Origin of the sequence: Microbispora sp. NPDC088329 (genome assembly GCF_040685655.1) — a bacterium.
GTDB lineage: Bacteria > Actinomycetota > Actinomycetes > Streptosporangiales > Streptosporangiaceae > Microbispora.
On record NZ_JBFBIP010000007.1, the window covers coordinates 174184 to 199748 of the forward strand.

The following is a 25565-nucleotide window of genomic DNA, read 5'->3' on the forward strand; positions in this document are numbered from 1 at the left end:
CCCGACGCGGGCCCTAAGGCGCGTGGCGGAGGGACGCTCAGGGGATCAGCAGGAGCTTGCCGGTCGTCCGCCTGGCTTCCAGGTCGTCGTGGGCGCGGCGGGCCTCGGCGAGCGGGTAGCGCTGGGACACGTGCACCTTCACCGCGCCGGAGGCGACCCAGCCGAGCAGGTCGTTCGCCCGCGACAGCAACTCCTCGCGGGTGGCCGTGTAATGCCCGAGCGTGGGCCGGGTCAGGAACAGCGAGCCGCCCGCGTTGAGCCGCTGCGGGTCGAACGGCGGGACGGGCCCGCTGGCCGCGCCGTACAACGCCATCATGCCGCGCGGCCGCAGCGACGCGAGCGACCCGTCGAACGTGGCGGCGCCGACCCCGTCGTAGACGACGTGCACTCCGGCGCCGTCGGTGATCTCCTTGACGGCCTCGGCGAAGCCCTCGTAGGCGACGATCTCGTCGGCGCCCGCCTGCCGGGCGAGCTTCTCCTTCTCGGGGCTGGAAACCGTGCCGATCACGCGGGCGCCGCGGAGCTTGGCCATCTGGACGAGCAGCAGGCCCATGCCGCCTGCCGCCGCGTGCACGAGCACGTCGTCGCCCGACCGGACCGCGTACGTGGAGTGGGTCAGGTAGTGGGCGGTCAGCCCCTGCAGCAGCACCGCCGCCGCCAGGTCGGGTGACAGCCCGTCGGGCAGCCGGACCGTCTTCTCCGCCGGCACCACGACCTTGGTCGCGTACGAGCCCATGACGCTGGCCCAGGCCACCCGGTCGCCGGGCACGACGTCGGTCACACCCGGCCCGACGGCCGTGACCGTGCCGGCCCCCTCGTTGCCGGGCACCAGCGGGAGCGGCATCGGGTAGCGGCCCTCGCGGTGGTAGACGTCGATGAAGTTGACGCCCGTCGCCGCGACCTCGACCAGCACCTCACCGGGGCCGGGCTCGGGGTCGGGCCGCTCGGCGTACTCCAGCACCGAGGAATCACCGTAGGCGGGGATGACGATGGCATGCATGCGCGGCTCCTGTTGTCGTCGGCTCGGCTCCTGTGGTCCCCAACCGGCCGGGCCTCATCCGTTGTTCCCGTCCATCCGCCCGGAAAGATCAGAAGCCCGTGAGAGTGATCTTGCCGATCGCGGTGCCCGATTCGAGGATCCGGTGCGCCTCGCGCAGGTTGGCGGCGTTGACCGGGCCGAGGTCACGGGTGGCGGTGGTGGTCACGACCCCGGCGTCGACGAGCCGGGCGACCCGGTCGAGGATGCGGTGCTGGTTCACCTGGTCGCGGGTCTGGAACAGCGAGTGGGTGAACATGAGCTCCCAGTGGAAGGCGATGCTCTTCGGCTTGAGCACGCCGATGTCGAGGGAGTCGTGGTCGTCGATGGCGACGATCCGGCCGAAGGGGGTGAGCGCCTCGGCGTAGGCCGCGAGGTTGCGGTCGGTGCCGGTCGTGCTGAAGACGTAGTCCACGCCGTCAGGCGCGACCTCGGCCAGCTGCTTGGCCAGCGGGGCGCGGTGGTTCACCACGTGGTGGGCGCCCATCCTGCGGGCGAACTCCACCGTCTCGGGGCGGGAGGCCGTGCCGATCACGGTGAGCCCGGTCAGGGCGCGTGCGAGCTGCACGACGATGGAGCCGACGCCGCCCGCGGCCGCGGTCACCAGCAGCGTCCCGGTCTGGTCGAGTGCGTCGCCGCGCAGGCCCAGGCGCTCGAACAGGCCCTCCCAGGCCGTGAGGGAGGTCAGCGGCAGCGCGGCGGCCTCGGTGAAGGACAGCGTGGCGGGCTTGTGGCCGACGATGCGCTCGTCGACGACGTGGAAGCGGGAGTTCGCGCCGGGCCGGTCGATCGCACCGGCGTAGTAGACCTCGTCGCCGACCTCGAACAGCTCCACCTCATCGCCCACGGCGACGACGGTGCCGGCCGCGTCCCAGCCGAGCACCTTGGGCTCGCCGCCCGGATCGCTGCCCCGCCGGACCTTGTAGTCCACCGGGTTCACGGCGACGGCCTCGACCCGGACCAGCAGATCGCGCGGGCCGGGTTGCGGCACCGGCAGCTCCACGTCCAGAAGGCTTTCCGGGTCGTCGACGGGAAGGCTGCGCCGGTAGGCGGCGGCGGGCATGACGGCGGGAATGTCCGTGCTCGGGTGCTCACTCATGACGGTCCTCTCGCGCAGTGGCGGCCGGTGTGGATCGCAGGCCGGCCGCGATGACGATCGGACGGTACCCGCTGGAGCCTGGTTACCCGCAAGGGATACGAGTACCCATCGGGAACCATCCAGGTCGAGGCGTTAGTCGGCGTGGGGGAAGCGGTCGATGTTGCGCTCCACCCACGTTCGCAAATGGGCGAGCGGAACGTTGGCGTCCCGGCCGAGCGGGGTGAGGCTGTATTCCACCCGCAGCGGGACCTCCGGATACACGTCGCGGTGGACGAGTCCGTGGTCCTCCAAACGGCGCAGGGTCTGGGTCAGCACCTTGGGGCTGACGCCCTGGAGCCGGGCCCGCAGTGCGCCGAAACGCTGCGGCCCGTCCTCGAGGGCGCCCAGGGCCAGCGCGCTCCACTTGTTGGCCAGCAGGTCGAGCATGTTGCGGCACGGGCAGGCGGCGGAGTAGACGTCCTTGGGGTCGTCGCAAACGGCGCTCATGGTGTTCATGCTGCGACGATACCCAGAAGAAACTTAGGGTCGCCGAGTGACCGCCGCGGGATCGGGGACGAGTCCGCGCAGCAGCGGCAGGTCGACGCTCTCCAGCGTCGGCACCGCCGTCACCCCGCTGACGGCGCCCGCGGGGCCGACCACGATGACGGCGCACCCGGCCGACCGGGCCGAGGCGACACCGGTCGGGCTGTCCTCGATCGCCACGCACGCGGCCGGGTCGACGCCGAGCCGCGCGGCGGCGGCCAGGTACGGATCGGGGGCCGGCTTGTTCCTGGCGCTGTCCCCGGCGGCCACCGACAGCCGGAAGCGGTGCCCGCCGACGGTCTCGAGCACCAGGTCCACGACCGGCCGGGGGGAGGCGCTGACCAGCCCGGCCGGGATCCCGGCCGCGCGCAGGGCCTCCAGCAGCGCGACCGCGCCGGGGAGCATGGTCACCCCGCTTTCGAGCCGGGTGGTGAACGCGTCGGTCAGCATGGCCTCGACGGGCCGCGCCTCTGAAGCCCCGGCGATGTGCAGGGCGTTGGTGATGTGCAGGGCGGCGTCCTCGACCGACAGGCCGAACAGCGCCTCCCGGTCGGCCTCCCCGAGAGGAAGGCCCAGGCCGTCCGCGACCTCCACGCAGGCGTCCCACCACAGGCCCTCGGTGTCCACCAGCGTGCCGTCCATGTCGAACAGGACCGCCGCCGGGCGGTCACCGGACGACATCGGGTCAGACGACATCGGGTTCGGGGACCGCCGCCGCGGCTCCGGCCTCCGAACGGGCCGACACGAGCACGGGCCGCTCGACCAGCCCGACCCGTACGGCGGTGCCCGGGGCGAAGCGCGCGGACTCGTGGCCCGGGACGTCCGCCAGCACCTCGGTGCCGTCGCCCAAACGGACCCGCAGCCGGGCGGTGGAGCCGCGGAACGACGACACCATGACGATCCCGTCGCCTTCGGGGGTGACCAGCACGGCCTCGGGCCGCACCAGCACGTCCACCTGCGCGGTGCCCGGCACCGGGCCGTCCACGGGCAGCGTCTGCCCGAGGACCGTCACGCGCTCGCCCGACACCAGGCCGGGCAGGTGGTTCATCGCCCCGACGAACTCGGCGACGAACGGGGTGGCCGGCCGGTCGTACAACGTGGCGGGGTCGGCGACCTGCTCCAGGCGGCCGTCGCGCAGCACGGCGACCCGGTCGGCCATCGACAGCGCCTCCTCCTGGTCGTGCGTCACGAAGATCGTCGTGATGCCGAGGGAGAGTTGCAGGCGGCGGATCTCCTCGCGCAGCGTGACCCGCACCTTGGCGTCGAGCGCCGACAGCGGCTCGTCGAGCAGCAGCACCCTGGGCTCCAGGGCGAGCGCGCGGGCCAGCGCCACGCGCTGCTGCTGACCGCCGGACAGCTGGTGGGGGTAGCGGTCGCCGACCGAGGGCAGGCCGACCAGCTCCAGCAGCTCCTGCGCGCGGGCGTGCCGCTTGGCGGCGGGCACCTTGCGCACCCGCATGCCGAAGCCCACGTTGTCGCGGGCGTCGAGGTTGGGGAAGAGGCTGTAGGACTGGAAGACCATGCCGGCGTCGCGCCGGTTGGCCGGCACGCGCGTGATGTCGGCGCCGTCCACCAGGACCTCGCCCTCGTCGGGCTGCTCGAAGCCGGCCAGGCAGCGCAGCGCGGTGGTCTTGCCGCACCCCGACGGGCCGAGCAGCGCGATCAGCTCGCCGGGCTCCACCGTGAGGTCGAGCCCGTCCAGCGCGACCGTGCTGCCGAACCGCCGCCGCAGGCCGCGGAACTCGACCCGGGCGCCGTTCATGATCCACTCCTTTGCCTCGCGCCGGCGGTCGACAGGGCGAGCAGCAGCAGCCAGGTGATCAGCAGGCTGAACACCGAGACGGCCACCGACACCTGCGCCTGTGAGCCGGAGATCCGGTAGATCCAGTTGGGGAAGGTCTCGAAGCTGAGCAGCCGGGCGATGGTGAACTCCCCGAGCACCAGCGCCAGCGTGAGGAACGACGCGCCGGCCATGGCCGACCGCATGTTCGGGATGATCACCCGCAGCAGCACGTGGGGCCACGACGCCCCGAGGTTCCTGGCCGCCTCCGACAGCGTCCGCACGTCGATCGCGCCCAGGCCCGCGTCGAGCGAGCGGTAGGCGAACGGCAGCGCCAGCACGACATAGGCGAGCACGAGCACCACCGGGAAGCCGGGGTTCTGCAGCGCGATCACCGTTTGGTAGAAGGGCGTGCTCGCCAGATAGTCGGGCCCCCACCGCAGCACCGTGCTGATCCCGGCCACGAACGTGATCGGTGGCACGACCAGCGGCAGCGTGCAGACCACCTCCAGCACCGGCCGCAGCCGCGGCGCGCCGAGTCGTACGGCCACCGCCGCGGGCAGGGTCAGCAGCAGGACGAGCACGATCGTGGCGACCCCGAGCCCGAGCGACAGCAGGAGGCTGGTGCCGAAGCCCTCCGCCGAGAAGATCTGGCCGTACGCGTCGAGCGAGAGGCCCTGATCGGGCACCTTCACCGTGAAGACGAACGACGCGATCAGCGGGACGAGGAAGTAGACGGCGGCGAGTACGAGGACCACGCCGCGCCACACCCGGGGACGCCGCGGCCGCCCCCCGCGCGGAGACGCGGGCTCGGGAGTCACCTGTGTGGTTACTTGGGGGGTCAGCGAAGCCATCGGGCGCTCCTTCGCTGCAGCGGGAGGTAGACGGCCATGACCAGGCCCGCCACCACGATCATGTCGAGGCTGAGGGCCAGCGCGACGTTCTCGTGGCCGATCAGGACGTTGCCGGTGAGCGCGTCGGCGATCTTCAGCGTGACCAGCGGGACGGTGGACCCGACCATGGCCTGCGCCGTGGCGTAGGCCGAGAACGCGCCGCCGAACAGCAGCACGACCCCGCCGAGCAGCGCCGGGGTCAACACCGGGATCCCGACGTACCGCCAGAACTGCCAGGTGCTCGCGCCGTTGTTCTGCGCGGCCTCACGCCACTGCGGGCGCAGCCCGTCGAGCGCGGGCACGACCGTGAGCACCTGGAGGGGGATGGAGAAGTACAGGTAGACCAGGGTGAGACCCCAGAAGTTGTACAGGCTCCACCCGTGCTGGCCGAGGCCGAGCGTGGTGGTGACGACGCCCGAGTTGCCGAGCGTCGCGATCCAGGCGAAGGCCAGCGGCACGCCGCCGAAGTTGGCCAGCACGCCGGAGGCGGTCAGCACCGCCTCGCGCAGCGCCCGGAACCTGGAGGTCACCACGGCCTGGGCGAGGAAGGTGCCGAGCACCCCGCCCAGCACCGCCACGAGCGCCGAGATCTTGACGCTCCCGAGCAGGGAGGTCAGGTACGCGCCCTGGAGCGACTCGGTGAGGTTCGCGGTGCTGAGCGTGCCCTCTTTGGTGAACGTGCCACCGAGGAGGACCAGCATCGGCACGCCGAAGACGATGACGACGAAGACCAGCAGCGGCACGGCCGCCCACCGGTTCTTCGATCGCGTACGGCTGTCGCGCACGATCTCAGCCCGAGACCGCCGCGCCCCACCCGCTCGCCAGGACCTCCTTGGCCTTGTTGACCTGGTCGGGCGTGGGGAACGTGGGGGTGCCCTCGACCTTGGGGAGCTGGTCGACCATGGCGGCGTCCGCGCTGCCGTCCTGCTGCATGGAGGGCAGTAGCACCGGGCGGGCGTAGCCCTTCAGCCACAGGTTCTGGCCCTCGGCGCTGTAGAGGAACTCCTGCCAGAGGCGGGCGGCGGCGGGGTGCGGCGCCCACTTGTTGATCGCCTGGGCGTAGAAGTTGGCGTACTGCCCGTCCGCGGGGATGGCGATCTTCCAGTCCACGCCCTTCGACGCGAACTCCTTGGCGTAGCTGGCCTGCAGGTAGTCCCAGTCGAGGGTGATCGGGGTCTCGCCCTTCTCGACCGTGGCGGGGGTGGCCTCCACAGGGTTGAAGTTGCCGTTCTGCTTGAGCTTCTTGAAGAAGTCGATGCCGGGCTGGATGTCGTCGAACGAGCCCTTGTTGGCGAGCGAGGCGGCGTACACGCCCGCGAAGGCGGCGCCCGCCTTGGTCGGGTCGCCGTTCAGCGCGACCTGGCCCTTGTATTCGGGCTTGAGCAGGTCGGCGAACGTCTGCGGGCAGGTCTTGACCCGCTTGGCGTCGCAGCCGATGGAGATGTAGCCGCCGTAGTCGTAGTACCAGGCGCCGCCGGTCTCCTTCTGCCCGTCGGGGATCTTGTCCCAGCTCTGCACCTTGTAGGGCGCGAACAGGCCCTCCTGGGCGCCGCTGAGCGCGAAGGCGCTGCCGAGGTCGAGCACGTCGGGGGCGCGGCCCTGGCCCTTGAGGGTCTTGACCGCGTTGATCTCGTCCTGGCTGGAGCCGTCGGGGTTGTCATTGGTGATCTTGATGCCGTACTTGGCCTCGAACGCCTTGACGACCTCACCGTAGTTGGCCCAGTCCGGCGGCAGCGCGATGGTGTTGAGCTGCCCTTCCTTCTTGGCCGCCTCCACCAGCTTGTCCAGCCCGCCGAAGTCCTGGGCGGAGGTCGCGGAGGCCGCCGTGAAGTCGCCCGGCCCCGAGCCGCCGCCGGTGGTCGTGGGGGCGGCGCCGCACGCCGCGATCACTGAGGTGGTTATCGTGAGCGCGGCCACGAGGTCGGCGGTACGTGTGGACAACGGTCCCTCCCACTATGGTGCGTGGATCGAACTTAAGCGAACTTGTACAAACAAGCCATAGGTAGTAAGTCGCATATCGATGTCGGTCGCGTGAACGGAAGGGCTCAGCACGATGGCGCGCTACGAACAGATCGCGAGTGACCTGCGGGACGCCATCGTCAGGGGGGACTATCCGATAGGCGCCCAGCTCCCCTCCGAGGCTGAGCTGGCCATTCGGTACGCGGCCGCCCGCGGCACCGTCCGCCAGGCCGTCGCCCTGCTCGCCTCCGAAGGGCTGGTCGGGTCCCGGCAGGGCGCGCGGCGCATCGTGCTCGGCAGCGAGCGCAGCCAGAGCTTCGCGGAGTTGCACAGCTTCGCCCAGTGGGCGAGGTCGATGGGCTACCGCGCCAGCGGCTCCGTGCTGGCCTCCCGCCGCCGCCCGTGCTCGTCCTCCGAAGCCGTACGGCTGTCGCTGGAGCCGGGGGAGGAGGTGCTCGACGTGCTGCGGCTGCGGCGGCTCGACGGCGAGCCGGTGCTGGTCGAGCGCACCGTCTACGCCGGCTGGATCGCCCCCGCCGTCGAGAGGCTCGACCCCGACTGCGAGTCGGTGACCCAGGAGCTCTACGAGTCGGTCGGCCTCGTCTTCGCCTACGGCGAGCACCTGATCGACGCGGTGGCGGCCGGCAGCGAGGACGCCCGGCTGCTCGGCGTGCGGCGGGGCAGCCCGCTGCTGCGCCAGCGCCGTGTCACGACCACCCAGGAGGGCCGTCCCGTCGAGTGCTCCGACGACCGTTACCGCGCCGGCAGTGTGACCTTCAGCATCCGCAACTCCACCGCCGCCAACCCCCTCGTCCGCCGCGCCGGAGACTGACCGGAGCGATCCGCCGGGTGTTCGCCGGCCGGCCCGCGGGAGATGCCGTCGAGGGGGCCGTGTGCGGCCACGGTCACTTCTGCGATCGCCGGCCGCCGGTCACCCGGAAACGGATCCGCTGCCCGGGGCGGGCCTGCGCCGCCCGGTCGACGTCGTCGTCGCGCAGCACCGCGATCACGGGATACCCGCCGGTCACGGGGTGATCCGCGAGGAAGAGCGTCGGCTGGCCGGACGGCGGCACCTGCAGTGCGCCCGGAACCATGCCCTCGCTCGGCAGCTCGCCGTCGCGCGCGCGTTCCAGGCGCGGCCCGTGCAGCCGCATGCCCACCCGGTCGCTGCGCGCGGTGACCTCGTACGGCTCGGCGCACAGGGCGGCCAGCGCCCCGGGCCTGAACCAGTCGTGGCGCGGCCCCGCGATCACGCCCAGCAGGAGGACGCCGGACTCGGGCACGGGCACCGGGGCGAGATCGGCCACGGGAAACCCCGCCGGCGCCGGTCCGACCGGCAGCACCGACCCGGGCGCCGGGCGTTCCGGGCCGAGCCCCGAGAGCAGGTCGGTGGCCCGTGACCCCAGCACCTTCGGGACGTCGATCCCGCCGCGCACCGCCAGGTAGGTCCGCAGCCCGCGGGACGGCACGCCGAGCCGTAGCGTGGCCCCGTCCGGCAGGCGCTCGACCGACGCGTGCCCGATGCCGCGCGTGCGTCCCCCGGCGTCGGTGACGGTGGCGGGACAGGGCGCGCCGGTGAGCGTGACGAGCAGGTCGCCGGTGGCGCGCACCTGCAGCCCGCCCAGGGTGACCTCCAGGCAGGCCGCGTCCTCGGGATTGGCCAGCAGCCGGTTGGCCAGCCGCAGCGCGCCGCGGTCCGCGGCGCCGGAACGCCCGACGCCGAGATGGCCGTGCCGGCGCCGCCCGAGGTCCTGGACCGTGGTGAGCGGGCCTGGAGCCAGCACCAGCAGCGCCCGCCGGGGCTCGCTCCCACCGGCGCTCACAGTCGCCTCACTCACCGGGCCTCCGTGAACCGCACCCGGACTCCCGGGCGCAGCAGGGCGGGCGGATCGGCCGCGATGTCCCACACCACGGTCTCGGTGCGCCCGATCAACTGCCACCCGCCCGGCGACTCGCGCGGGTAGACGCCGCTGAACTCCCCGGCGAGCCCCACGGCGCCGGCGGGCACGCGCACGCGCGCCTCCGGCCGCCGGGGCACGGCCAGCCGGGGGTCGCCGCCGATCAGATATCCGAAGCCGGGGGCGAACCCGCAGAAGGCGACGGTCCACGGCGTCCCGGTATGCGCCGCCACGACCTCGCGTTCGGTGAGCCCGGTCAGCCCGGCCACGTCGGCGAGGTCGTCGCCGTCGTACACGACGGGGATCACCACTTCCCCGCTCGTCGCGCCGCGGCCCCCGGCCGGTCGTACGGCCAGGACGGCGGACTCCACCGCGGCACGACAGGCCGGCGGCTCGAACCGCACGAGCACGGTCCGCGCCGCGGGGACGACGTCGACGACTCCCGGCGGGGGATCGGCCGCGAGGGCGTCGTAGAGGGCGACCACCTCCTCGAGACGGTCGAGCTCGACCAAAACCGCATGTTCGCCGCAGCGGTGCACCCGTGCGTTCATCCGTCGCCCTCGACGAACGGGGCCAGGCCGATGCCGTTCGCCCTGAGCGCGTCACGGACCCCGACGGCCATGGCGACAGCGCCGGGGCTGTCGCCGTGCACGCAGATCGACTCCGCCGTGACGGTGATCTTCGTGCCGTCGAGGGCCTCGACCGGCTCGCCCCTGGCCATGCGCACGCTGCGCTCGGCGACCTGGGCGGGATCGTGCAGGACGGCGCCGGGCACGCCGCGTGGCACCAGCGTGCCCTCACGTGTGTACGCGCGGTCGGCGAAGCATTCGGCGATCGTGGTGAGACCGGCGCGGCCGGCCTGGCGCAGCCACGCCGAGCCGGGGAGGCCGAGCACGGGCAGGCCGGGATCGTAGGCCCGCACGGCCGCGACGACCGCGGCGGCCTGCGCCTCGTGGTGCACGATCGCGTTGTAGAGCGCGCCGTGCGGCTTGACATACCTGACCCTGGCGCCCGCGACGCGCGCGAAGGCGTCCAGCGCCCCGATCTGGTAGATGATGTCGTCGGCGAGTTCGACGGGCGGCACGTCGACGAAGCGCCGCCCGAAGCCCGCCAGGTCGCGATAGCCGACCTGGGCGCCGATCACGACCCCGCGCGCGGCCGCGGTCTCACAGGTGCGCCGCATGATCACCGGGTCTCCCGCGTGGAACCCGCAGGCGACGTTGGCGCTCGTGACGATCGACAGCAGCGCCTCGTCGTCTCCGAGCTTCCACTGGCCGAAGCCCTCGCCCAGGTCGGAGTTGAGGTCGATACGCATGGTCTGATAGGGCAACGTCAGCTCCAGAGTGCGCTGATCCCGCTGAGGGAGTTCCAGCCCAAGTAGATGGTAAGCGCCCAGGCGAGCACGCCGGCGCCGAGGAGCCAGGCCGGGTAGCGGTACCCGCCCATGAGATCGCGGCGGCGCGCGGCGACCCAGAGGATCACGGCCAGACCGACGGGCAGGATGAGGCCGTTGAGCGCTCCGGCGAGGATCAGGAGGTTGGCCGGGGCCTTGCCGAGGAGGAGGAAGACCGCGGTCGAGACCAGGATGAAGGCCACCGTGATCCACGAGCGGTAGCGATCCGTCCGGGACGAGAAGCTGGCGAGGAACGAGACCGAGGTGTACGACGCGCCGATGACCGAGGTGATGGCCGCGGCCCACAGGACGACTCCGAACAGCCGCAGGCCCAGCTCGCCCGCCGCGCTCCGGAAGATGTCGGCGGCCGGGTTCGCCGCGTCCGCGGCGAGCCGGAATCCTCCGGCCACCACGCCGAGCGCGGCGAGGAAGAGGATCCCGCGCATGAGTCCGGTGACGAGGATGCCGGAGACCGAGCCGCGGGCGATCTGCCCGGCGTTCCGCGGACCGGTCACGCCCGCGTCGATGAGCCGGTGCGCCCCCGCGTAGGTGATGTAGCCCCCGACCGTGCCGCCGATCAGCGTCGTGACGGCGAGGAAGTCGACGGTGTCCGGCAGGACCGTCTGCCGCAGGGCCTCGCCCACCGGCGGGTGGGAGACGACCGCCACGTACAACGTCAGCGCCACCATCACGACACCGAGGACGACGACGATGCGGTCGACGGCCGCCCCGGCCTTCCCGCTGAGGAAGACGGCGACGGCGATCAGGGCGGACAGGACGCCGCCGATCTTGACGTCGATCCCCGCGAGGGCGTTCAGGCCGAGCGCGGCGCCGCCGACGTTGCCGATGTTGAACACCAGGCCGCCGAATGCCACGAGGACGGACAGCACGTACCCCGAACCGGGCAGCACCCGGTTGGCCAGCGTCTGGGCGCGCATCCCGGAGACACCGATCACCCGCCAGACGTTCAGCTGGACGGCGACGTCGACGAGGATCGACGCGACGATCGCGAACGCGAACGCCGCCCCGAGCCGCGCGGTGAACGTCGTCGTCTGAGTGATGAAGCCGGGGCCGATGGCGCTCGTGGCCATGAGGAACATCGCGCCGAGCAGAGCCGCGCGGGGTCCTCCGCTTCTGGTGCCCTCGGGGGCGGCCGCCTGGATCTTGGGGGGTGGGTTCATTGGGAGACTCCTCTGCTCACCTCCTCGTAAAATTAGAGGATTGTTCAACGATCCATCAATACTCTTGTGGGTTACCTCCGCGCCACACCATGCTGTGAACTCCCGACGCTCGGCGATGATGAGCTCGCTGACGCCCGGCCGACGCGGTTCCGGCCGCCAGCCGCTGCCTAAACTTGGAGTAATCCGGCGGTCGAGAAGGGGTTGCGGATGACGGCTACGGCTGGCTGGGCAGAGCGGCTGAGCGCGGCTCGGCCGGTGCTCGATCGGGCCAGCGCCGCGGAACTGGTCGCCGACGTCCTGCGGGAGAACGTCATCGACGGTTCCCTGCCTCCGGGCACCCGCCTGTCGGAGGAGACGATCGGCAACCTCCTCGGCGTCTCCCGCAACACGCTCCGGGAAGCGTTCAGGCTGCTGTCCCATGAGAACCTGCTGGTGCACGAGCTGCACCGCGGCGTCTTCGTCCGCAAGCTCGCGGCGGCCGACGTGGCGGACATCTACGCGATGCGGCGCGTCCTGGAGACGGCGGGCGTGCGGGCCGTCGTCACGGCCCCGCCCGAGGCCGTACGGGAGGTGGGGCGCCACGTCGAAGAAGGGCAGGCGGCCGCGGACGCCGGCGACTGGGTGGCCGTCGGCACCGCCAACATGCGGTTCCACCGGGCGATCGCCGCGCTGCTCGCCAGCCCGCGTGTGGACGCGACGATGGCGCGCCTGCTCGCGGAGCTGCGGCTGGCCTTCCACGTGATGGGCGAGCTGAGGCTCTTCCACGAGCCCTACTTGGAGGACAACGCGCGCATCGCCGCGCTGCTGGCCGCCGGCGACCACGAGCGGGCCGAGTGGGAGCTGCTCGCGTATTTCGACACCGCGCAGGCCCAGCTGCTGGCAGCCTTCGCCGAACGCGAGGCCTGAGCCCCTCATCCTCAGGGGCGGAATCCCGGCCCGCCCGCCCCGTGCGGCCCCGGCAGGGAAACGGGGGTGTCTTCCCCGGCGGCCGTGCTGCGGAAGTTTTCAAGACGGGCGGTGAGGCGGCGCTCCGCCGGGGCAGCGGGATTTGGTCCCTTCGGCACCCGCTGCCGGACGCGCTTCCTGGGCTTTCGCCCCCCGGAACGGGCCGCGCCGACTTGCGTTCGATCTCCTGGGAACGTATGTTCGAAGTAGCGGCGATTCTGCCCGAATCATCCGCCCGTCTTCCCCCGGGTGGCCAGAAAGCCACAGGGAGAAGGAGTCTTGAGCAGACTTTACGGCGATCCGATCGAGGTGTGGGTCCGGGACGGCCACCCTGCTCAGTTCGTCTGGCGTGACCGGCTCTACACCGTCCGCGAGATCCAGGACCACTGGGTGGTCGCCAGGGAATGGTGGAAGACCTCGGACGCCGATCCCGGCGAACGGCGGTTCTGGCGACTGGGGGCCGCGGCCGGCAAGGAGGTCGGGACCTATGAACTGCGCTTCGACACCGCCAGCGGCGGCTGGCTCCTGCTGAGGGCCTGGGACTGATGGGAACGCTCCAGCCACCCACGATGACCGGGGGACGGGCCGCTGGAGGACGGAACGCCGTACGGGCCGGGGGACGGACGGGGGGACGCCGGTGACGGAACCCTTCGTTCACCTGCACGTGGCGTCCGCCTTCTCTCTGCGGTACGGCACCGCGTTCCCGGCCGCCCTCGTCCGGCGGGCCGCCGAGCACGGCATGGACACACTGGCGCTGACCGACCGCGACGGCCTCTACGGCGTGATCAAGCATGTCATCGCGTGCCACGAGAGGGGTGTCCGCCCGGTCGTCGGGGTCGATCTCGCCCTCGACGGCGCCTCTTCCGCACCTGGCTCTTCGACACCGGGCTCTTCGACGCCCGACGACCTGTTCGGAGGCGGCCTGCCGTCCGGCCGCCGCACCGGACACGGGCATGGGCACGGCCGGGGGACGGCGACCGGACCCGCGCGGGTCGTCGTGCTCGCGCGCACCGGCGGCTGGGCCGCGCTGTGCCGCCTGGTCACGGCCGCCCACCACGCGGGGGAGCGCGGCGAGCCGTACGTCACGCCGGGGATGGTGGCCGAGCACGCGTCCGGCCCGGACGGGGAGCCGCGGCTGACCGTGCTGCTCGGGCCCCGCTCCGGCGTCGGCCGCGCGGTGGCCGAGCGGCGCGACGACCAGGCCCGCGCCCTGCTCGCCGCCTGGCGCGCGGTGGTCCCCGACCTGGTCGTCGAGGTGTCCGACCTGTACGGCTACCGCGACGCGAACACCGCCGCCCGCATGATCGGGCTGGCCGACTCGGCGGGCGTGCCGGTCGTGCTGACCAACGCGGTCCGCTATCTGGACGCCGCCGACCACCAGGTCGGCAACGTGCTCGACGCGGCGCGCAAGCTGGTGCCCCTCGACGGGCGGCATCTGGACGACCCCACGGCCCACGCGTACCTGAAGGACGGCGCCGAGATGGCACGGGTGGCCGCGCGGGTCTGCGGCGGCGACACCGGCCGGGCGGCGCGCCTGCTGGCCGAGACCCGTCGCGTCGCCGAGCGTTGCGTGCTCGATCCCGTCGAGATCGTGCCCCTGCTCGACCCCGAGCGGCCCCGGCTTCACCTGCCGGAGGCCGGCGAGGACCCGGTGCCGCTGCTGCGGCGCCGCTGCGAGGAGGGGCTGGCCCGGCGGGGGCTGGAACGCTCGTCCGAGGCTCGCGACCGGCTGGCCGCCGAGCTCCACGTCATCGAGAAGAAACGGCTGTCGGGCTACTTCACGTCCGTCGTCGGCATCACGGACATGATCCGGGCGATGGGCGTGCGGTGCGCGATCCGCGGCTCGGGGGCGGGCAGCCTGGTCAACTACCTGATCGGCATCGGGGAGGTGAACCCACTCGAACACGGCCTGCTGATGGAACGCTTCCTGTCGGAGGGCCGCAAGGGCCTGCCCGACATCGACATCGACGTGGAGTCGGCCCGGCGCCTCGACTGCTACCGCGCGATCCTCGGCCGGTACGGCGAGGAGCGGGTGGCCTGCGTGTCGATGATGGAGACCTACCGCGCCCGCAGCGCGATCAGGGACGTCGGCGCCGCGATGGGCCTGCCGCCGCACGAGGTCGACGTCATCGCGAAGGCGTTCCCGCAGGTGCGGGCCAGGCAGATCAGGGCCGCGCTGTCCGACCTGCCCGAGCTGCGCGACAGCGGGCTGAACGACCGGTCGCTGCAGACCGTGTTCCGCCTGGCCGAGCGGCTAGACGGGCTGCCCCGGCACATCGCGCTGCACCCCTGCGGCGTGCTGATCGGCAACTCGACGCTGCGCGACCGCACGCCGGTCGAGCGCAGCCTGCTGGACTTCCCGATGTCGCAGTTCGACAAGGACGACGTCGAGGAGGCGGGCCTGCTCAAGCTCGACGTGCTCGGCGTGCGCATGCAGTCGGCGCTCGCCTACGCCCTCCAGGAGGTCGAACGGGTCGAGAACCGGAAGATCGACCTGGACGCCGTGCCACGCGACGACACCGAGACCTACGACATGATCCGCCTCAGCCGCACGATCGGCTGCTTCCAGATCGAGTCGCCGGGGCAGCGCGAGCTGGTCGCCAAGCTGGAGCCGCGCACGATGCACGACCTGATCGTGGACATCTCGCTGTTCCGCCCGGGACCGGTCAACTCCGACATGGTCACGCCCTACCTGGAGACCCGGCACGGCTTCCGTGAGGCGCGCTACCCGCACGAGTCGCTGCGCGAGGCGCTCAGGGAGACCAACGGGGTGGTCGTCTTCCACGAGCAGGTGATGAAGGTCATCGACATCATGACGGGGTCGGGGCTGTCGGAGGCCGACCGGGCCCGCCGCGCCCTCGGGACGCCGGAGGGCCGCGAGGCCGTGCGGGCCTGGTTCGTGCCGCTCGCCCGGGAGAACGGCTATGCCCCCGACGTCGTCGAGCGGGCGTGGAAGGTGCTCGACGCGTTCGGCGGGTTCGGGTTCTGCAAGGCGCACGCGGCGGCGTTCGCGCTGCCCACCTACCAGTCGGCCTGGCTCAAGCGGCACCACACGGCCGCGTTCCTCGCGGGCGTGCTCACCCACGACCCCGGCATGTACCCGAGCCGGGTCATCCTCGACGAGGCCCGGCAGTGCGGGGTGGACGTCCTGCCCCTCGACGTCAACCGTTCGGGGAAGACGTGGCTGGTCGAACGTATGGACTCACCGCGGAGCGGTCCCGGGGAGTTCGGCCGCGGATACGGCCTGCGGGTGCCGTTCTCGGCCGTCCGGGGGGTGAGCGAGGCCGAGGTGGACCGGATGGTCGCCGGCCGGCCGTACACCTCGCTGGCCGACTTCTGGGAGCGGGCCAGGCCCTCACGTCCGGTCGCCGAGCGGATCGTGGAGGTCGGCGGGTTCGACGCGCTGCACGACCTGCGGCCGGGAGAGCCGCGCTGGCGGCCGGGACGCCTGACCAGGCGCGACCTGATCGCCCAGGTCGGCGCGCTCGACCGAGGCTCTCCGGTGGGCGCGGCGGGGCAGCTCCCGATGGGGTTCACCGAACGGGTCACGCCCGGCGAGCTGCCGGAGATGACCGAGGCCGAGGCCGTCGAGGCCGAGCTGGCGATCCTCGGCATGGACGTGAGCCACCACGTCATGGACTTCTACCGCGACCTGCTCGACGCGCTGGGCGTGACCCGGGCCAGGGACCTGCTCAGGCACCGCAACGGCGCGGAGATCCTGGTAGCGGGGGTCAAGGTCGCCACCCAGACGCCCGCCGTGCGGTCGGGGCAGCGGGTCGTCTTCACCACCATCGACGACTCCACCGGCCCGATCGACCTGACGTTCTTCGAGTCGGTGCAGGCGCACACGGCGGCGACCGTGTTCGGGTCGTGGCTGCTGGCCGCCAGGGGAGTGGTGCGGCGCACCGGGGTCAGGGCGGTCTCGCTGCGCGCCGTGCACTGCTGGAACCTCGCCGACCTCGACCGCGTGTGGCGCACGCAGGGGCTCGACGCCGTACGCGCCGTGATCAGCGAGGTGCCCGTGCCCGGCGCCGGAGTGGGCGGACGTCCCATCGAGTACGGCAACGGCTTCCGGGTGTCGCCCTACTCCGACAACGGCGCCCCGCCGGCCGTGCGCGAGGGGCGGTTCCTCGGCCATCCGGAGGAGCCCCAGCGGCGGCTCTGGCACGCCAGCTCCGGCAGCTCGGGCCCGCCGCCCGGCCGGTGATCCTCCCCGCCCTGCCGGTGTTGTCTTCCCGGCGCTTCCGGGTGCGGGACCGGACAGCGCTGTCCGGTCCCGCCGTGTGTTCAGCCGAAGTTGATCCAGGCCCGGGTGGAGCCGGTCTGGGGGTCGACGTCGAGGTAGTCGGCCCGGCCGTCGGCGTTGAGGTCGGCGAACTGGATCCGGGTGCCGTCGACGCCGACACCGCTGGCGATCTGCCCGCCGGGGAACCAGTACCAGTCGCCGCCGCTGGGCTTGGGGCCGCCGTTCTGCCAGACCTGAACGGAGCTGTCGTCGCCCATGAGGATGTAGTCGGCGGACCGGGTCCCGTAGAGCGGGGCGAAGCGGATACGGCTGCCGGGTGCGCCGACGCCACTGGCGATGGTGCCTTGCGGCCACCAGAGCCAGTCGCTGCCAGTGGGCTCCTTGGGGTTGGGGCCGCCGTTCAGCCAGGCCTGCACCGAGCTGTCGTCATTGACTTTCACGTAGTCGGCCTTGCCGTCGCCGTTGAGGTCGGTGAAGCGGATGTTGCCGCCTGGTGCGCCGACGCCGCCGGCGATGGTGCCTTGCGGCCACCAGAGCCAGTCGCTGCCAGTGGGCTCCTTGGGGTTGGGGCCGCCGTTCAGCCAGGCCTGCACCGAGCTGTCGTCATTGACTTTCACGTAGTCGGCCTTGCCGTCGCCGTTGAGGTCGGTGAAGCGGATGTTGCCGCCTGGTGCGCCGACGCCGCCGGCGATGGTGCCTTGCGGCCACCAGAGCCAGTCGCTGCCAGTGGGCTCCTTGGGGTTGGGGCCGCCGTTCAGCCAGGCCTGGACGGAGCCGTTGGAGTTGACCTGGAGGTAGTCGGCCTTATGGTCACCGTCGATGTCGGCGTAGACGACTCTGCCGGTGGCTCCGCCGAAGGTCCCGGACGCGATCGTGTTCTGGGGAAACCAGCCCCTGACGGGGCCGCCGGCCGGGGTCCCGCCGTCGGATGCCGCTATCCATCCGGCCCGCCCCACGTCCACCAGGCCGCGGTAGAACAATGCCGCCATCTTCAGGTAGCCGGAGTCGTTGGGGTGCAGGAGGTCGGCCAGATCGGTGAGCGTCACCGGGTTCATATTGACCATGTAGACGTGCTTGCCGGCGACCCACCGCGCCCCTATCTCCGACCGGATCGCCTTGTTGAACCGCAGGATCCGCTCCTGGGTCGGCCCCCAGTTGGACGGGACGATGGTCGAGACCAGGAGGGTCACCTTGGGGTCGGCCCGGAAGATCTGGTCGATGAGGCCGCCGAGCCTGGCCGGCGCGCCGTCCGGGTTGTCGTTGTTGTTCATGTCGTTGGTGCCGATGTGCAGCAGCACTACGTTGGGCCGATACGTGGCCATCGCCGAGTCCGTGATGCCGGCGATCTGGGAGATCGTCCAGCCGGAGTGCCCCTCGTGGGCGTCGGGCGCCGGGCCCGAGTGCTGTGAGCCGACGAACGTGACGGTGGCCCCGTCTTCTCTCAACATGGTGCTGAGAGCCGGCCGGTAACCGCCTCCGTTCGAACTGCCCGCGCCGTACGTGATCGAGTCGCCCAGCGCCATGATCCGCAGATTCCGCTGAAGGTTCGAGGAAACCCCGGCCCATGCAGCCGTCTCTTCGGCGATGAGGTCTTCCAGCTCCTGGAACCGCCAGCCGAGCTGCTCCACCCTCTGGGCGACCACGCCTCCGAACCAGGAGTCGACCCAGGGCACCTGGGACCTGATCCAGGTGCCGGCCCTCTTGATGGCATCGGCGAGATTGGCCTTCGCCCACGGAGAGAGGTATCTCTCCCAGATGTAGCCCCCGGCCAGTCCGAGTATCCCGGCGATGATGATGTCCCTGGTCGCCTCAGGGGAGCCCAGGTCTCCCGCGAACGCGTGCGACACGAGCGCCGCCATGATGCCGGTGACGGTGGTTTGAAGGGGGGTGCAGATCAGCGGGATGGTCGCGGCGAGCACCCCGCTGGCTGTGAAGGACGCGATGCACAGCATCCTGAGCCCGTATCCGACGACCCAGGCGATCGCCGTGGTGGCGACCTGCTGCCAGAAGCTGGAGGTGGTTATCTCCGCGGCCGGGATGGTCAGGACCAGACCGGCGCCGTCGGGAGTCACGTTCACCGTGCCGCCGAAATTCGGCCACACCGAGGTGTCGACGGTGGGACTCACGGGGGTCGGGCTGTCCGCGACCGCCTCCTTGAGCGTGTCGCCCAGTCCGCCGTGCTCTCTGATCTCCGCCTGCATCTCCGGGACCATGTCCCGAAGGACGGAAGGGGTCACCCCGAGGTCGGAGGCGTTGAGTGTGATGGTGAGGTCCCGGGCCGCCGCTCGCGCCGGAGTGACGGGAGCGAGGGACACCACCATCGCAGTGGCCACCACGATGGACAGCACGGAAATAAGGACACGACGGGACGATAATGCTAATCGGCGTGTGCGATACATATTCCACCTAAAAGAGGGGCATTCTGCCGGTATAGGTAACTGTGGTACATACCGGGACAATGGCTACCCGTGGAAAGGTATCGCTGTTCAACTGACGGCGATCATGCGTCGGATGACCACGATGTGAACCCTGTCTGACGTAAGAGATCTCGGCTCGTCAGCGGCACGACAAGCCGGCCCGGCCCGCGAGAGGCGCCATTCACCGAAAGGGCGATACCGAGGCTGGAAAGCCGAGGTCGGCCCACACCCCCCGGCCGGGTTGAGCTCGGGGCGTGGGCGGGCAGGCGGAAGACGGTCAGCCACGCGTGCGCCTCGACGAAAGGCACGCATGGTCAGCCTGACGTGCGCACCCTGGTTGTCCCACACCGCCGCGATCGGCCCGCCGGGCAGGTGTGCTCGCGCTTGGCGCGGCGGACGCGGGCAGCAGGGTCAGGCCGTCCCCGTCCGCGGCCAGGCGCGCGGCGACGGTCGCGTCGCGGCCCTGGTAGCGGATGCCGGGCCGCGGCCCATCGAGTACGGCAACCGCTGCCGAAATGTCGCCCTACTCCGACAACGGCGCCCCGCCGGCCGTGCGCGAGGGGCGGTTCCTGTGCCGTCCGTCCGCGCCCCAGCGGCGGCTCTGGCACGCCGGCTCCGGCAGCTCGGGCCCGCCGCCCGGCCGGTGATCCTCCCCGCCGTCCGCGCGCCCGGCGTGTGCCGCGCGGGCGGCCGGTGCCGCCGCGACGGGCTTGCCGGACGGCCGTTCGGCCTGGTTGAGGGCAGGGGCGAGGGCCTGGTGGCGGGCAGGGTTGAGGTGGACCTGCGGCCGGGTCGCGGGCCGCGCCGGGCGGCCGTGCCCCGCACCCGTGTGCCGGGCGGTGACCTCGCGGACGGCCGAGGCGCACAGGAGCGCCGCGACGGCGACCGCGGCGGCCTGGGGCATCCCGAGGCCGGTCAGCCCGTCCCCGGCCGGGCCGGCGAACACCAGCCCGAGCGCCGCCAGCCAGCTCACCCACCAGCAGGCGAGGATCGCCAGCCACCGGGTGCGCTCGGCGGAGCCGTCGCCCGGCTCCCCCCGGTCGCGGCCCCGGGGCGCGGGCACGGTGATGCCGCCCGTGTCGTCGCCCGTGGTGTTGCCCGTGGTGCTCCTCGCGACGACCGAGCCGTTCTCCCGCCGCGTACCGTCCGCCGGGCGACCGTGCCGCGGCGCGGGAGCCGCACGCCAGGCCAGGTCGGCCAGGAACGGCGGGGCCACGAGATTCACCCCCGGCACGAGGCACGCCGCCGCGAGCACGGCGGGTGGCGTGGCCGGGCGCACCTGCCGCAGCCAGGACAGGTAGGCGAGGGCGGCGGTCATGGTGGCGGTGAGGAGCGCGAGGACCAGCACGGCGAACGTCGTCGCCGCGCCGCTGACGGCCCGCGCGGCCGGAGAGGCGGGATCCCCGCCGAAGGCCGCGATCTGCGAGGCCAGCCGGCTGCCCCGGGACTCCTCGAACACGGCCAGCGCGGCCACCGAGACGACCTGGGCGGCTAGGGCCGCGTACACGCCGGCCGCCGCCCGGCTCACCGCTGACGACGTGGACCGCATCTGTTCTCCCCCCGCGCCGGGTGTGTGACCTGCCTCACTCTTATCCCATCCGCGCCGCCGCTAATCCGATCTTCGTACGGCCGTGGAAAAGGGCCTCACCCGACCTTCGCGGCGTGCCGCCGGAACGTTTCGGCGGGCGTCGAAACAGCCTGGCCCTAGCCTGCGCGCACACCTGTTCACACGCTTGGAGGCCGCACATGACGGACGCCCCGCTGACCGACGACCGCGAGCCCGCGCTGGTCGTGACCGGGATGATCGACCACGTTCTCCGCCTGGCGGAGACCTGGACCGCCTGGGACGGCCGTCCGGTGTCCTCGGGCGACCGGATCTACACCCCGCACAAAGCGATCCGCCGGGTGGCCGACCATCTCGTGGACCACCTGGCGGAGATCGAGGACCGGCTGGCCGGTCGCGTGCCCCTGCCCGACCACTGGCACGCTTCCATGATCACCACTGCGGCCGACCTCGCCCCGTTCACCGAGCAGGACCTCGACGAGGCCCGCAGCAGGCTCACCCGGCTCGCCCGGATCTGGACGGCCCGCCTGGAGGCGCTGACCCCGGACCGGCTCGACCACTCGCCCGGCGAGGGCTGGACGCTCCGGCAGGTCGCCTTCCACCTCGGCGGATCGGTCTACTACGCGGACGCCGTGGGTGATCTGTCGCTCACGAGGTGAGCGTGCGGACGACCTCGGCGGCGGGGCCGGGCGGCAGGGCCGCGTGCACCAGTTCGACCCGGTGGACGATTCTCGGCGCCGGCAGCGGCACCCGCACCCCGCACCTCGCGGCGGACGCGGGTAGCAGGGCCGTGCCCGGCCGCGGCGAGGTGTGCCGCGACGGCCGGGTCGTGGCCCTCGTGGCGGATGCCGGGCCGCAGCCCGTTGAGCCGTGCCACGGCGCGCAGGCGGTCGAGCGGCATCACATCCGCGGCGTCCACCCACAGGGCGTCCGCCAGGTCGTCCAGTCGCAGGCCGGCACGGCTCGCCAGCGGATGTCCCTCCGGCAGCACGACCACCAGCTCCTCCTCCCGCACGCCGACGGCGGTGAGCGGCCCCGCGTCCGGGAGCTGCAGCGGGTCGGAGGGCGCCGCGGGGCCGTTCACGAGCGCGAGGTCGGCCTCGCCCGAGGCCACCATCGCCACGGCCGCCGCCGCCCCGGCGACGCGCAGCGGGCTCGGCTACACCCAGCCCGCGGTCTCCCAGCAGATCGCGGCGCTGGAGGCCGACGCGGTCGGCCGCCGCCGAGGACGACTCCGCGGCGACCACGGTCACGAACGTGCGCAGCAGATGAGGGTCCACGGACATAGCGAGCGGGGCGCGATCACGGCGCGCGGACCGCCAGGGAGAACGCGCTCCCGCTGCTCGGCACCTGCGCGGGTTTCCAGCACGCGCTGCTGGAATACGCCCGCCACGTTCGCGGGCTGACCGTGAGCCACGCGGAGAACGACCCGGGCGCCCCCAACCCCTTGATCAGGCAGCTCGCCTGCTCCCTCGCCGGTCACGAGGCGACGGTCCGGCCCGTCCCCGGCTCGCTCGCCGAGCGGATCGTCGGCGCGGACCGGACGGTGGAGCGGTACTTCTGCTCCTACGGCCCGGATCCCGCCTACCTGGAGACGCTGGAGGCGCACGGCCTGCGCTTCACCGGCCACGACGAGGAGGGGGAGGCGCGGGTGGCGGAGCTGCCCGGCCATCCCTTCTATCTGGTCACGCTGTTCCAGCCCGAGCTTGCCGAGCGCCCGCCCCATCCGCTCGTGCGCGCGTTCGCCGAGGCCGCCGCCGAGCGGGCCGCGTTCAGCCGAGGACCAGATCCCGTACGGCTCTGAGCGTGGGCTCGTCGCGGGGGCCCATGACGAGCAGTGTGGTGACCGGGCTGCGCCGCCACAGGTCCAGCCGCTCCCGGATGCGGCCGAGCGGCCCGAGCAGCGCGATGCCGTCGGCCAGCTCGTCGGGGATCGCGGCGAACGCCTCGTCGCGGCGGCCGCTCAGATACAGCTCCTGGATGCGGCGGGCCTGCTCGGCGTACCCCATGCGGCCGATGATGTCCGCGTGGAAGTTGCGGGTCTTCGCCCCCATGCCGCCGATGTAGAGCATCAGCATCATCTTCACGCCGTCCAGCGCGGCCCGCAGGTCGTGGGTGACGACCACCATGACCATGGCGGCGACGTCGAAGCCGGGCTTCGCGCCGGCCAGCGCGTCGCCGTACATCGCCTCGATCTTCTCCGGAAAGGCGAACAGCGGCAGCCAGCCCTGCCCGATCTCGGCGGCGAGCGCGACGTTCTTCGGGCCCTCGGCGCCCAGGTAGACCGGGATTCCTGGCCGCAGCGGATGAGTGATCAGCTTGAGCGGCTTGCCGAGGCCGCCGGGCAGCGGCAGCGGGTAGTGCGGGCCGGGGCTGGTCACCGGCTCCTCCCGGCGCCATACCCTGCGCATGATCTCGACGTACTCACGGGTGCGGGCGAGCGGCGCCGCGAACGGCTGGCCGTACCAGCCCTCGACGACCTGCGGGCCCGAGGCGCCGACGCCGAGCAGCAGCCGCCCGCCGGTGAGGTGGTCGAGCGTCATCGCGGTCATCGCGGTCGTCACCGGGGGCCGGGCGGACAGCTGGGCGACGCTGGTGCCGAGCTTGATGCGGCTGGTCCTCGCGCCGTACCAGGCCAGCGGGGTGAACGCGTCGCTGCCGTACGCCTCCGCGGTCCACACCGAGTCGTAGCCGAGCCGCTCGGCGGCCAGCACGAGATCGGTGGCGTCGGCGGGGTCTCGCTGCCAGTAACCAAGGTTGAGCCCGAGTCTCAGATCGTCGGCCACACGCGTGATTAGAACACGTTCTATGTGGACGGGCCAGAGCGGGGACAGCGCTCGGCCGTCCGAAGCGGACGAGGGGAACGAGGGCCGGCCGCCGGGAGGTCGCGGGCGGTGGACCCCGCTATCGGGAGACGAGCGCCGTGCCGATCGCGATGACCAGGATGGCCTCGGCCAGCGTGAGCGCGGCGACCACACCGATCCAGATCGTCCCGAACAGGCGCCGTGACCGTCCGGGCCTGCGCCCGAAGCCGGTGTTCCTCGCCGACGAATACGCGGCGGCGACGACGATGACGCTCGCGAGCACGGGGCCGGGGAAGACCTGCCATTTCGAACCGGTCTCCGTGACCTGCCCTCCGCTGTCGAAGTGAGCCGGAACCGTGTCAGGGCTCGCCGTCAGGTCGTAGACCATGAGTGCCGCTTGCAGAGCGAGCAGGATGAGGCTGGTGACGAGGAGTCCGCGCAAGGGCCGCTCCGTCTCCTGCCGGGGCCGCCGTGCCGGACTCCCGCCGGCCGCCGTCGTCGTCCGCCGAAGTCACCGAGACGGCGAAGCGGTGAGCACGCCCGCCGGGACCGGGTCGGTGATGAGGATCCTCTGGTGCAGGGATGCCAGGTGGTGGCTCGGCTCGACTCCGAGCGCCTCCGACAGGACGGCCCGGCACTGCGCGTACGCCATCAACGCGTCACCGCGGCGCCCCTCCTGGCAGAGCGCGACCATGAGGTCGCCCCACAGGCTCTCGTTGACCGGGTTGCCGGAGACCGCGACCCGAAGATGGTCGATCGCCTCGGGGCCGCGGCCGAGCCGCAGGAACGTGGACGCCAGCGTTCTGACGACCGTGATCCGCCGCTCGTTCAGCATCTCCGCCATGCTGCTCAGCACGTCCGAGCCCTCGACGATGTCCTGCAACGCGGATCCGCGCCACAGGCGCAAGGCGTCGCCCAGATGCCCGACCGCCGCCTCGTCGTCCCCGCCGGCGATGCTCATGGTCCCCAGTTCGCGAAGCGCGTCGAACGACGCGACGTCGAGATGCCCGGGGGAGAGGTCGAGCCGATAGCCGTTCGGCACGGTGACCAATGAGGCGCCGGTGCCGGCAAGTTTCTCCCGGAGCATCGAGACATATGTCTTCACGTTGCCCCTGGCGGAGACTGGCGGCAGGTCGCTCCACAGCATCGTCACAATGCGGTCGACTGTCAGGGCGACCCCCGAATTGAGCAGCATCAGGGCCAGAAGCTGACGTACTTTCAGCCGTGCGAGATGAACAGGAGTGCCATCGTTCCGGTGAATCTCCATCTGACCTAAGAGGAGAAATCTCACGATTCCCTTCCTGGCGTGCGTTCTGGTCTTCGCATTGCGAAGCTGGTTGTCGTGCCGGTCAAGGGGAGGCTTATATCCCCTTGGCCGGGAGGGTAGCACCGGCGACTAGATAAAAACTATATGAATATATCGAGCGGAAATCGTGATTGCGGCGCCACGCTCGGTGGCTGTTTCCGTGGCCGGTCCCGGCCGCGCTCGGCGGCCGCTTCCCGCTCCTCGTGTCGTCGCCTCGGGCCCCGGGCGCATCGGAAGCAGGGGTGCAATCGGAAGCAGGGGCGCGGCCGGTACGGCGCCGGCCTGGTCGCCGTCGGCGCGCCGCGGCGGAATCGCGTGAGGAGACGTCGTCGCGCTCCGCCATTCATTCTCGCTTCTCGCATAAGCGATATATGCTGAATTTCCTGCGAAGAATGCCCATCCTCGTGGAAGGATCTCAGGAGCCGGCGCATTCTTGAAGGGAATGCCGGTGTGCGCCGCGACGGCGAACCGGCCACCGTTGCGGAGCCTGGCGGAGGGATTCGCGAAGAATCCGGGACCGCG

The 25565-nt window shown here is 72.0% G+C and carries 24 protein-coding genes; 6 read left to right on the forward strand and 18 right to left on the reverse strand.

What is annotated here, in order from left to right:
* Positions 1-37 precede the first annotated feature (37 nt).
* The 8 genes from AB0O28_RS16395 to AB0O28_RS16430 form a co-directional block, all read right to left on the reverse strand.
* Positions 38-1000: a quinone oxidoreductase gene (locus tag AB0O28_RS16395; RefSeq protein ID WP_363640779.1), complete on the reverse strand. Its 963-nt coding sequence runs from the start codon at positions 998-1000 to the stop codon at positions 38-40.
* 88 nt (positions 1001-1088) lie between these two features.
* A complete protein-coding gene (locus AB0O28_RS16400) occupies positions 1089-2135 on the reverse strand; it encodes a zinc-binding alcohol dehydrogenase family protein (protein WP_363640781.1) in 1047 nt (348 codons plus the stop codon).
* A 132-nt stretch (positions 2136-2267) separates the two neighbouring features.
* On the reverse strand, positions 2268-2630 hold the full coding sequence (locus AB0O28_RS16405) for a helix-turn-helix domain-containing protein (protein ID WP_363640783.1): 363 nt from the start codon (positions 2628-2630) through the stop codon (positions 2268-2270).
* Between the two features lie 24 nt (positions 2631-2654).
* The gene (locus AB0O28_RS16410; protein WP_363640785.1) at positions 2655-3338 is read right to left on the reverse strand and encodes an HAD family phosphatase; all 684 of its coding nucleotides are present in this window, start codon (positions 3336-3338) and stop codon (positions 2655-2657) included.
* Between the two features lie 4 nt (positions 3339-3342).
* Positions 3343-4419 carry an ABC transporter ATP-binding protein gene (locus AB0O28_RS16415; RefSeq protein WP_363640787.1) on the reverse strand — a complete coding sequence of 359 codons (1077 nt, stop codon included), beginning with the start codon at positions 4417-4419 and terminating at the stop codon, positions 3343-3345.
* Complete coding sequence (locus tag AB0O28_RS16420; protein WP_363640789.1) at positions 4416-5291, reverse strand: ABC transporter permease; 876 nt, start codon at positions 5289-5291, stop codon at positions 4416-4418. Before AB0O28_RS16420 ends, AB0O28_RS16415 begins: the two co-directional genes overlap by 4 nt.
* Complete coding sequence (locus AB0O28_RS16425; protein WP_363640791.1) at positions 5279-6115, reverse strand: ABC transporter permease; 837 nt, start codon at positions 6113-6115, stop codon at positions 5279-5281. Before AB0O28_RS16425 ends, AB0O28_RS16420 begins: the two co-directional genes overlap by 13 nt.
* Before the next feature lie 4 nt (positions 6116-6119).
* Entirely contained in the window at positions 6120-7271 is a 1152-nt protein-coding gene (locus AB0O28_RS16430; protein ID WP_363640793.1) for an extracellular solute-binding protein, read from the reverse strand.
* A gap of 112 nt (positions 7272-7383) precedes the next feature.
* Between AB0O28_RS16430 and AB0O28_RS16435 the strand changes: the two genes are divergently transcribed.
* Positions 7384-8121 (forward strand): GntR family transcriptional regulator, encoded by a 738-nt coding sequence (locus AB0O28_RS16435; RefSeq protein WP_363640796.1) that lies wholly within the window; start codon positions 7384-7386, stop codon positions 8119-8121.
* Positions 8122-8194: 73 nt separating this feature from the next.
* Here the strand turns inward: AB0O28_RS16435 and AB0O28_RS16440 are convergent, their stop codons facing one another.
* Genes AB0O28_RS16440 through AB0O28_RS16455 form a run of 4 tightly spaced genes read right to left on the reverse strand, consistent with a single transcriptional unit; the run spans position 8195 to position 11680 of the window.
* Positions 8195-9127, reverse strand: a complete 933-nt coding sequence (locus AB0O28_RS16440) for a biotin-dependent carboxyltransferase family protein (RefSeq protein WP_363640798.1) — start codon at positions 9125-9127, stop codon at positions 8195-8197.
* Positions 9124-9738, reverse strand: coding sequence for an allophanate hydrolase subunit 1 (locus tag AB0O28_RS16445; RefSeq protein ID WP_363640800.1), 615 nt, complete (start codon positions 9736-9738; stop codon positions 9124-9126). Before AB0O28_RS16445 ends, AB0O28_RS16440 begins: the two co-directional genes overlap by 4 nt.
* Positions 9735-10502, reverse strand: a complete 768-nt coding sequence (locus AB0O28_RS16450; protein ID WP_363640802.1) for a 5-oxoprolinase subunit PxpA — start codon at positions 10500-10502, stop codon at positions 9735-9737. Before AB0O28_RS16450 ends, AB0O28_RS16445 begins: the two co-directional genes overlap by 4 nt.
* 17 nt (positions 10503-10519) lie before the next feature.
* A complete protein-coding gene (locus AB0O28_RS16455) occupies positions 10520-11680 on the reverse strand; it encodes an NRAMP family divalent metal transporter (protein ID WP_363640977.1) in 1161 nt (386 codons plus the stop codon).
* A gap of 288 nt (positions 11681-11968) precedes the next feature.
* On the opposite strand from AB0O28_RS16455, the gene AB0O28_RS16460 reads away from it, so the two are divergent.
* From AB0O28_RS16460 to dnaE, 3 genes are all read left to right on the forward strand, one after another.
* Positions 11969-12667, forward strand: coding sequence for a GntR family transcriptional regulator (locus AB0O28_RS16460; RefSeq protein ID WP_363640804.1), 699 nt, complete (start codon positions 11969-11971; stop codon positions 12665-12667).
* Between the two features lie 318 nt (positions 12668-12985).
* Positions 12986-13252, forward strand: coding sequence for a DUF6504 family protein (locus tag AB0O28_RS16465; RefSeq protein WP_079314666.1), 267 nt, complete (start codon positions 12986-12988; stop codon positions 13250-13252).
* Between the two features lie 91 nt (positions 13253-13343).
* Positions 13344-16913 (forward strand): DNA polymerase III subunit alpha, encoded by a 3570-nt coding sequence (dnaE, locus tag AB0O28_RS16470; RefSeq protein ID WP_363640806.1) that lies wholly within the window; start codon positions 13344-13346, stop codon positions 16911-16913.
* Positions 16914-16993: 80 nt separating this feature from the next.
* Here dnaE and AB0O28_RS16475 read toward each other — a convergent pair whose 3' ends face one another.
* Together AB0O28_RS16475 and AB0O28_RS16480 are read right to left on the reverse strand one after the other, a co-directional pair.
* Entirely contained in the window at positions 16994-19300 is a 2307-nt protein-coding gene (locus AB0O28_RS16475; RefSeq protein ID WP_363640809.1) for a GDSL-type esterase/lipase family protein, read from the reverse strand.
* Between the two features lie 592 nt (positions 19301-19892).
* Positions 19893-20918, reverse strand: a complete 1026-nt coding sequence (locus tag AB0O28_RS16480; protein ID WP_363640811.1) for a hypothetical protein — start codon at positions 20916-20918, stop codon at positions 19893-19895.
* 197 nt (positions 20919-21115) lie between these two features.
* Here AB0O28_RS16480 and AB0O28_RS16485 point away from each other — a divergent pair, with 197 nt between their 5' ends.
* Complete coding sequence (locus AB0O28_RS16485) at positions 21116-21592, forward strand: hypothetical protein (protein ID WP_363640813.1); 477 nt, start codon at positions 21116-21118, stop codon at positions 21590-21592.
* Here AB0O28_RS16485 and AB0O28_RS16490 read toward each other — a convergent pair.
* Complete coding sequence (locus tag AB0O28_RS16490; protein ID WP_363640979.1) at positions 21553-22050, reverse strand: LysR substrate-binding domain-containing protein; 498 nt, start codon at positions 22048-22050, stop codon at positions 21553-21555. The genes AB0O28_RS16485 and AB0O28_RS16490 overlap by 40 nt on opposite strands.
* Before the next feature lie 291 nt (positions 22051-22341).
* Here AB0O28_RS16490 and AB0O28_RS16495 point away from each other — a divergent pair, with 291 nt between their 5' ends.
* Positions 22342-22737, forward strand: a complete 396-nt coding sequence (locus AB0O28_RS16495) for a hypothetical protein (protein WP_363640815.1) — start codon at positions 22342-22344, stop codon at positions 22735-22737.
* On the opposite strand, the gene AB0O28_RS16500 is transcribed toward AB0O28_RS16495, so the two are convergent.
* The 3 genes from AB0O28_RS16500 to AB0O28_RS16510 all read right to left on the reverse strand — a co-directional run bounded on the left by AB0O28_RS16500 (position 22706) and on the right by AB0O28_RS16510 (position 25004).
* Positions 22706-23719 (reverse strand): LLM class F420-dependent oxidoreductase, encoded by a 1014-nt coding sequence (locus tag AB0O28_RS16500; RefSeq protein ID WP_363640817.1) that lies wholly within the window; start codon positions 23717-23719, stop codon positions 22706-22708. The genes AB0O28_RS16495 and AB0O28_RS16500 overlap by 32 nt on opposite strands.
* A gap of 118 nt (positions 23720-23837) precedes the next feature.
* Positions 23838-24179, reverse strand: coding sequence for a DUF1648 domain-containing protein (locus tag AB0O28_RS16505; protein WP_363640819.1), 342 nt, complete (start codon positions 24177-24179; stop codon positions 23838-23840).
* Between the two features lie 69 nt (positions 24180-24248).
* Positions 24249-25004 carry an AfsR/SARP family transcriptional regulator gene (locus tag AB0O28_RS16510; protein WP_363640821.1) on the reverse strand — a complete coding sequence of 252 codons (756 nt, stop codon included), beginning with the start codon at positions 25002-25004 and terminating at the stop codon, positions 24249-24251.
* Between the last annotated feature and the right edge of the window lie 561 nt (positions 25005-25565).